Source organism: Ideonella sp. B508-1 (genome assembly GCF_000333615.1).
Taxonomy (GTDB): Bacteria; Pseudomonadota; Gammaproteobacteria; order Burkholderiales; family Burkholderiaceae_C; genus Ideonella.
The window spans coordinates 1-5,950 of record NZ_BADL01000195.1; the positions used below are offsets into that span (position 1 = coordinate 1).

Consider the following 5,950-nt stretch of genomic DNA (forward strand, 5'->3'; position numbering starts at 1 on the left):
CACCAGCCGACCGGCGGCCTGGACATCGCCATCCTGCTGCAGCTCACGGGCCAGGCGGGATTCCTCCTCGGCCGTGAGCATGGGGATCTGGTTGACCGCCGTGATGTAGGCGTCCAGATTCCCGATGGGCGGCACCAGGGCCCACGGGTCGCGCAGAGCGAGAGCGTTGGTGGTGGTGTTCGTCATGTTCATGGTCATTCGGACCCCGGGAAGCCAGGGAAGTTCCCAAATACTAGCACTCTCGGCAGGGGAGTGCTAAGTCCGCGCCCATGCCCGCAAACCGGCCCATGCAGGAGGGGTCAGCAGCCGATCCAATGCGTGACGGAGTTCAGGTGTCCGTCCTGGAAGCGGAAGTCCCAGCCCGTCTCCAAGGACGCGCCAGGGGCCGGTGCCAAGCGCAGCGTGTGGTCGTCGACCTGGAGCTTGCCAACGCCGCTCACCGTCTGGAGCTTCTCCAGCGTCAGGTCGGCCCAGCCACCGGGCAGCCCCTGCCATTGCACGTCTGCCGACCCGCTGGCCAGCAGTTGCCGCAGCACGGCTGTCTTGCCGTCGGACTCGAAGACGGCACCGCGGAAGGTGAGCAGACGGGTGCCTTCTGACTCATAGGCGCTGTCGCATTGGTAAGGGGAAGGCTCGGACTTCAAGGGGGCGCCCAGCGCGTCCTTCACCTTGGCGAGTTCCACGGGCGCCATGTCCAGCATCAACTTGCCTACCTGGAACTTCAGGGGGGATGCGGAAGCGCCGGCTTCCTTGTTAGCGGGCGTGGCCGAAGACCCTGGGCAGACCTCACTGGCAAAAGCCGCCAGGTCGACCTGGGGTGACTTGTGGCGGCAAGCCTGCTCGCAGTAGCGGTCGAATGCCTCGCGGCTGAAGCCACCGGCCTTTTCCAGCGTGACCAGCCGGTCTCGCGCTGCGGCAGGCAGATACAGGGTCATCTCGGAACTGCAGGTGTTCTCGTAGGCGCAGGAGGCCAAGACTTCCTGGGCCGCCGCACAGGAACCTGTCACGCTCGAGGCCGGGCTGCTGGGGGGCGTGGCTGCCGATGTGGCGGCACTGGCGGAAACCTCTGCGACCGGCGCGGACGCTGCGGGAGGTGAGTCCGATTTCGGCTTACAGGCGCTGGCGAGGAGGAGCAGAGCGAATGCGGCGGGCTGCCAGACGGGTTGAGAGCTCATGCGCTGAAGACCTGCACCACATGCCGGATCCAGAAGATCCAGGCCACGAGGCCTGTGGCCATGCAACCCAGGTAGTAAGCCTTTTCCCAAGGGGCAAAGACCGCCTGTCGGGCGGGAATGATGCGCACGCCAGGCAGGGGCTGGCCATCGGTGGGCACCGCGCCATCGGGAAAGCGCATCTCCTGGCTGCTCCATTCGGCGATGACCTTGCCCAACACAAAGGGAAAGGCGATGACAAGCCCGATGGCGAGCACGGCGTAGAACAGCGCCACCAGCGGGCGCGGCCAACGCGGCAGACCGTCCTCGCCCACCTCGATCAGGTAGGTGATGAAGCTCTGCTTGCAGGCCTCGAAGAAGGTCAGCCGGCCTGCGGGAACCAGACGCACACACTCGGGCAGGTGCGCGTCGTCTCGGGCCATGTAGCGCCGCAGGAACTCGTAGAGCGCCAGGGCATGGTCGACGCTGGGGATCATGGCTGCCAGCAAAGCGGTTTGCTCGGGCTCGCCTTGTGCGTTGCGGCGCACAGCCCGCAGGTGGAAGGTTTGAGCGGCCGTGGCGCTCATGATGACGCGCTCAATGGCGAAGTCGCAGTCGTCCCAGCTCCAGGTGCGAAAGCGGATATCACGCACGCGTTTGACCCGGGCCGTGGGATCGGCACAGACGATCTGGCGGGTTTGGCGGTTGAGAAGGACGAGGGTTTCTGCGACGCGGTTGAGGTCTGCACTAATGAATAGCACGGAGATAAGAAAAATAAGAACTCCACCAATTCCGAAATTGAAAATTGAGAGTTGATCGTATTCTGTAGTGGCGAATTTAATCGCCAAGCCGCCGCAAATTAAACTCCAAGGAAGGAACATCAAGCCAGCGAAAACTCCCAGCCCTCTTCCTGTCCTCGCCCCCACAGCGAGAATTGCCTTCTCGGAATCCAGCGCAGTGATGGTTCCCAAAGTGCCCAGCACTTCACTGCTGGCCGGCGCGTCTTTGGGTAAATAGCTCAGTGGCCCCAGTCCCTTCAGCGTCCGGGTCCAGGCCCGGGTGTCTTCGGGGCGTGCTGCCGAGGTGTCGGGCGTTGTTGAACTTGAATTCATGTCGGAGAGTAGCTTTCGGTGCGCCCTGCGCTATCTGGCATCACCCAGGAGGGGTCTGTCTTGGCCAGGGGAAAGTATTTCACCGTCAGCTTGGCCTGGGTGATGGTGTACTGGTTTTTGGACAGGATTTGGCCAGTTGCGGGATCCCGATTGCCTGCCAGCAGCACAGGTGCCTGAATCATCAACCGCACTTGGGCACTGCTGGCGTCCACCTTGCTCAGGTCGGTCAGCAGCGGCCGCCCAAAGCCACCGGCGCGCAGTCCCGCTGGGATGGCAGGTGAAGACTTCTCGCCATTGAGATGCAGGGTGTCGGTGACCACCAAGCTGCCCTGCTGGCGGTCGGTGAGCTCCAGCCGATAGTCCAGAACGGATTGTGGATCCAGTGCCGGAGCCGTGATGCTGACCTGTGTGGTGTGGACACCAAAGCCGCCATTGCCCGTGAGGCTGACCTCAAGTGGCAGACTGAACAGTGCGTTGTAGGCAGCCACTTCGGCGTCCGGCTTGAACTTCTGTGGCGCCGCGCCTGCAATGCTCTGCTTGAGCCAGGATTCGATGGGGTCGTCAGTTGCCTCAGCCGCCTGATAAGCCAGGTACAGGCCAATCACGACCAAGCCCACGGTGAGGATGGCCCAACCGGCGGGACCGATGCCCAAAAGCGTTCCTCCTACAAGCGAGGCTGTGCCCGCCTCTGCGGCTGCAACATCACTTGCGGTAAGAGCTCCCACAGAACCGGTGAGGGCTGAACCAAATGATGCCCACCCGACTGCTGAACTCCAAGTGGCGGCGTCGGTATCTCCAGTAGCTTTAAGTGTGGATGCTTTCGACCAACTGCTTACTGCCATTGCTATGCCGGAGATCCCCCCCAGCACCCCTCCCAACGCCGCAGCCCCGCGCACAAAGCCAGCCATGTTGCCGACCAGCTTGATACCCTGGGTATGCGCCCCAGCCTGGATGGCCGCAGCGGCAATTTCAGAGGTGGCGCCCAACATGCCGGCCATGGCGGCGTAATACGCGGCGCTGAGTTCCACGCCCTTGGAAGCGCTGCCTTCACCCTCCAGATCTTTTTGGGCCTGGAGGAAGCTGAGTGTCTGGAACACCAGCACGCCGCTGGCCAGCAGGCCGTTGGCTCCGCCCTCGCGGGCCAGTTTGATCCCCCGGGCCAGGACGTTTTTGGCCGGTGTAGCGTGTATGTCTGGTGTGGCAGGGGCACCGGGGGCTTGACCGCGTGGGCCTGAACCGGTGGACGGGGACACCAGGGTGACATCGCCGGTATCCACCCAGCGGCTGCCTCGCCACACCGAAGCCACGGCGTAGCGGGTGATGAGGATGGCGGTCCCCCCCTTGGCTCGGATGACATCCGCAACTTCGAGAAGATCGTAGCGCCAACTGACCGTGTTGACCTTGCGTACGGTGCGCACCCGAGCGGCTGCGGGCTGACCCCAGCCTGCTGTCTTGGCGTCCATCAGAGCTTGCCAGGGCGACATGCGTTGCTGAACGGGCTGCATGCGCACGCCGGTCCACAGTGCAGTGAGTAGAACAGCCTTGGCCGCAGCTTTTCCGAGAGGGGCGACGGCAGTGTCCGTGGCAGCCGCCACGCAATGCAGCAGCTTGGCCAGGGCGTCTGCAACGGGGTCCTTGGCACCTTCGCGCAGACGTTGCACCAATGCGGCCTGCGTCCCCGTGAGTGATTTGAAGAACTCGTCGGCTGCAGCCCAGGCATTCTTGGCCGAATCCCATGCCGGGGGCATGAGGTCCTTGGCATCACCTAGGCGCGCAATCAGGGTCTTGTTGTTGCCAGCCAGGGCCTGCCAAATGATGTTGCCCGGATCGCTGACGTCGCCGTTGATCCAGGCTTGCAACAGGGTGCGTTCTGCGGCTTGGCTGCCGGCGCCATGCAGGCAACTTGCTGCAGCGATGGCACATTGCAGACCTTCGTCGAGCACTTGACTGTCAAAGTCATGGCGGATGATCGCAGCCAGTCGTGAACTCTTGATCGCACTGACCCAGTCGGCCGCCAGATGTGGCAGCCGTGTGTCAATTGGCTTGAGCTTGTTGGCGCGCTCTTTCAGCGCGTTGTCGAGTGCAGGCTGACTGTATGCGGTGGCGTACTTCTCGTTCCAGCGTTTTGAGTTCTTCTGCAACTCGCATTGCTTCTTGAAGCCTGCAGCGGCGCGATTGACAAATTCATGACGCACATAGGCCGCCAGCACCTGGGCGCGCTCGACTTGTGCTGCGTTGCGGAAGGCGTTGATGGCCATGGCCACACCCAGGTCGTCGTCCAGCGCGATGATGGCGCCGGTCTTCGCTTGGGTCTGCGCGGAAAATCGGGCCATGGTGTCAGCCAGGGCCTTGCTCTGTGCAGAGCGGTTGAGCACGGTCTCGAAGCACGCACCATTCAAGGCATTGCGTGTGGCGTCATCAGCGTAGTCGGCGACGATGGTGTTCACGGACGCCGACATGGGGACACCGAAGCGCACTGCGTTGGATGCCTTGCTGGTGCTGCCCAACGAACCGGCAGCCGCAGCCATGACATCCAGCTTGGTCATGCGCTGATCGCGGCATTTGTCCGTGTTCTTCGCGTAAGCGTTCAGAACATTTTGAGTCCAACGGTAGCGGCTGAATGCCAGCCACACCGAGGCGGACTTCTTGGGGTCGATGGCTATGACCTGCGCTGGCACGTTGTGCCCGGATCGCTTGCACAGCGCCGACATAGGCGGTTGCTGACTGGGCGACGCGGGGCAACTGGAAGGGGAGGGCATCTTGCGAAGCAGGCCTTCGCGATCCACCAGGTAGATATCCCAGCTCAAGTCTGGGTGGAGGACGTAGAGGTAGCCCGCAGGCAGGCTGCGCAGCACCATCCAGCTTTCTTGTAGGTCGGCGGCGCTGTAGCGATTGTCGAGTTGCGTGAGCCCATCTGTCTTGCCGCGCAGGGAGACGGGTACGGCCATGGGCACGACAGGAAGAATCGCAAGACCTTGCTTGACACAGTCCTGGCAACCCCCGGACGGCTGAGCAGAGGAGCCGCTGCTGGCGGCTTGCTGCATTGCGGCCGTGGTGGATGGAGATGAATCTAGAGGCATGTTGAGGCGGATGGGATGGGGGTGCGCAAGGATGACCAGAATCGATCGTCAAAGCCTTGCAGTGCGGAGCTGACGCTTTGCCGCTCCTGGGCAGCTTGATTCAAGGCTTGCGCAACGGTTGGATGCAGGTAGAAGCCGTCGATGCTTGTCAGGCCACAGGCAGCAAACACCAGAGCGTCGCGTTCTGTTGGAAACCCCATGCGACGGCATTGAGCAATCAACTGCCGAATGCGCATCGCGTTGGTCTGATTGGGCACCACATCCCAGTCCACGGCCATGGCTAGGACCATGTTCGTGATGCCGACCTGTTCCAGTTGATCCCATTCCATCGGTGTGTAGATGCGCTCAGAGGTGGAGCCTGTGTTCGATGGTTTTCCAGGCGCGGATAGCTGCCGAAGCTGTCCAGTGGGTGAAAGAGCGATCCATCCAGGCAAGGCGCCAGTCACGTGTTGCCACTTCGCCGGACTGAGCGTGAAGGGAAGTTGCCAGTTCACGCGCGGGTCCCACAGACGCAGCGGCCACTGGCGCCCATCGGGGCGCTGCACACGAATTTCTTGCGCCAGTGCCTCAGCGAGCATCTGGGGGCCTTGATGGCCGACGAACCAAC

General features: G+C 62.6%; 5 protein-coding genes. All 5 read right to left on the reverse strand.

Translation table 11 applies throughout. From position 1 onward, the window contains the following. On the reverse strand, positions 1–192 hold a 192-nt coding region (locus I73_RS26940), incomplete at its 3' end, for a sigma-70 factor domain-containing protein (protein ID WP_040500013.1). 107 nt (positions 193–299) lie between these two features. Next, positions 300–935, reverse strand: coding sequence for a hypothetical protein (locus I73_RS08655; RefSeq protein WP_148289738.1), 636 nt, complete (start codon positions 933–935; stop codon positions 300–302). A gap of 236 nt (positions 936–1,171) precedes the next feature. After that, on the reverse strand, positions 1,172–2,263 hold the full coding sequence (locus I73_RS32515; protein ID WP_148289739.1) for a hypothetical protein: 1,092 nt from the start codon (positions 2,261–2,263) through the stop codon (positions 1,172–1,174). Further along, positions 2,260–5,343, reverse strand: a complete 3,084-nt coding sequence (locus tag I73_RS08665; RefSeq protein ID WP_306304225.1) for a T6SS effector BTH_I2691 family protein — start codon at positions 5,341–5,343, stop codon at positions 2,260–2,262. Before I73_RS08665 ends, I73_RS32515 begins: the two co-directional genes overlap by 4 nt. Continuing rightward, on the reverse strand, positions 5,334–5,950 hold a 617-nt coding region (locus I73_RS32520; RefSeq protein ID WP_234409453.1), incomplete at its 5' end, for a DUF4123 domain-containing protein. The genes I73_RS08665 and I73_RS32520, both read right to left, overlap by 10 nt.

Bases quoted from the DNA above. Each gene is read 5' to 3' on its own strand.
- I73_RS08655 (WP_148289738.1), bottom strand. From the start codon at position 935: ATGACCCTGTATCTGCCTGCCGCAGCGCGAGACCGGCTGGTCACGCTG.
- I73_RS32515 (WP_148289739.1), bottom strand. From the start codon at position 2,263: ATGAATTCAAGTTCAACAACGCCCGACACCTCGGCAGCACGCCCCGAA.
- I73_RS08665 (WP_306304225.1), bottom strand. From the start codon at position 5,343: ATGCCTCTAGATTCATCTCCATCCACCACGGCCGCAATGCAGCAAGCC.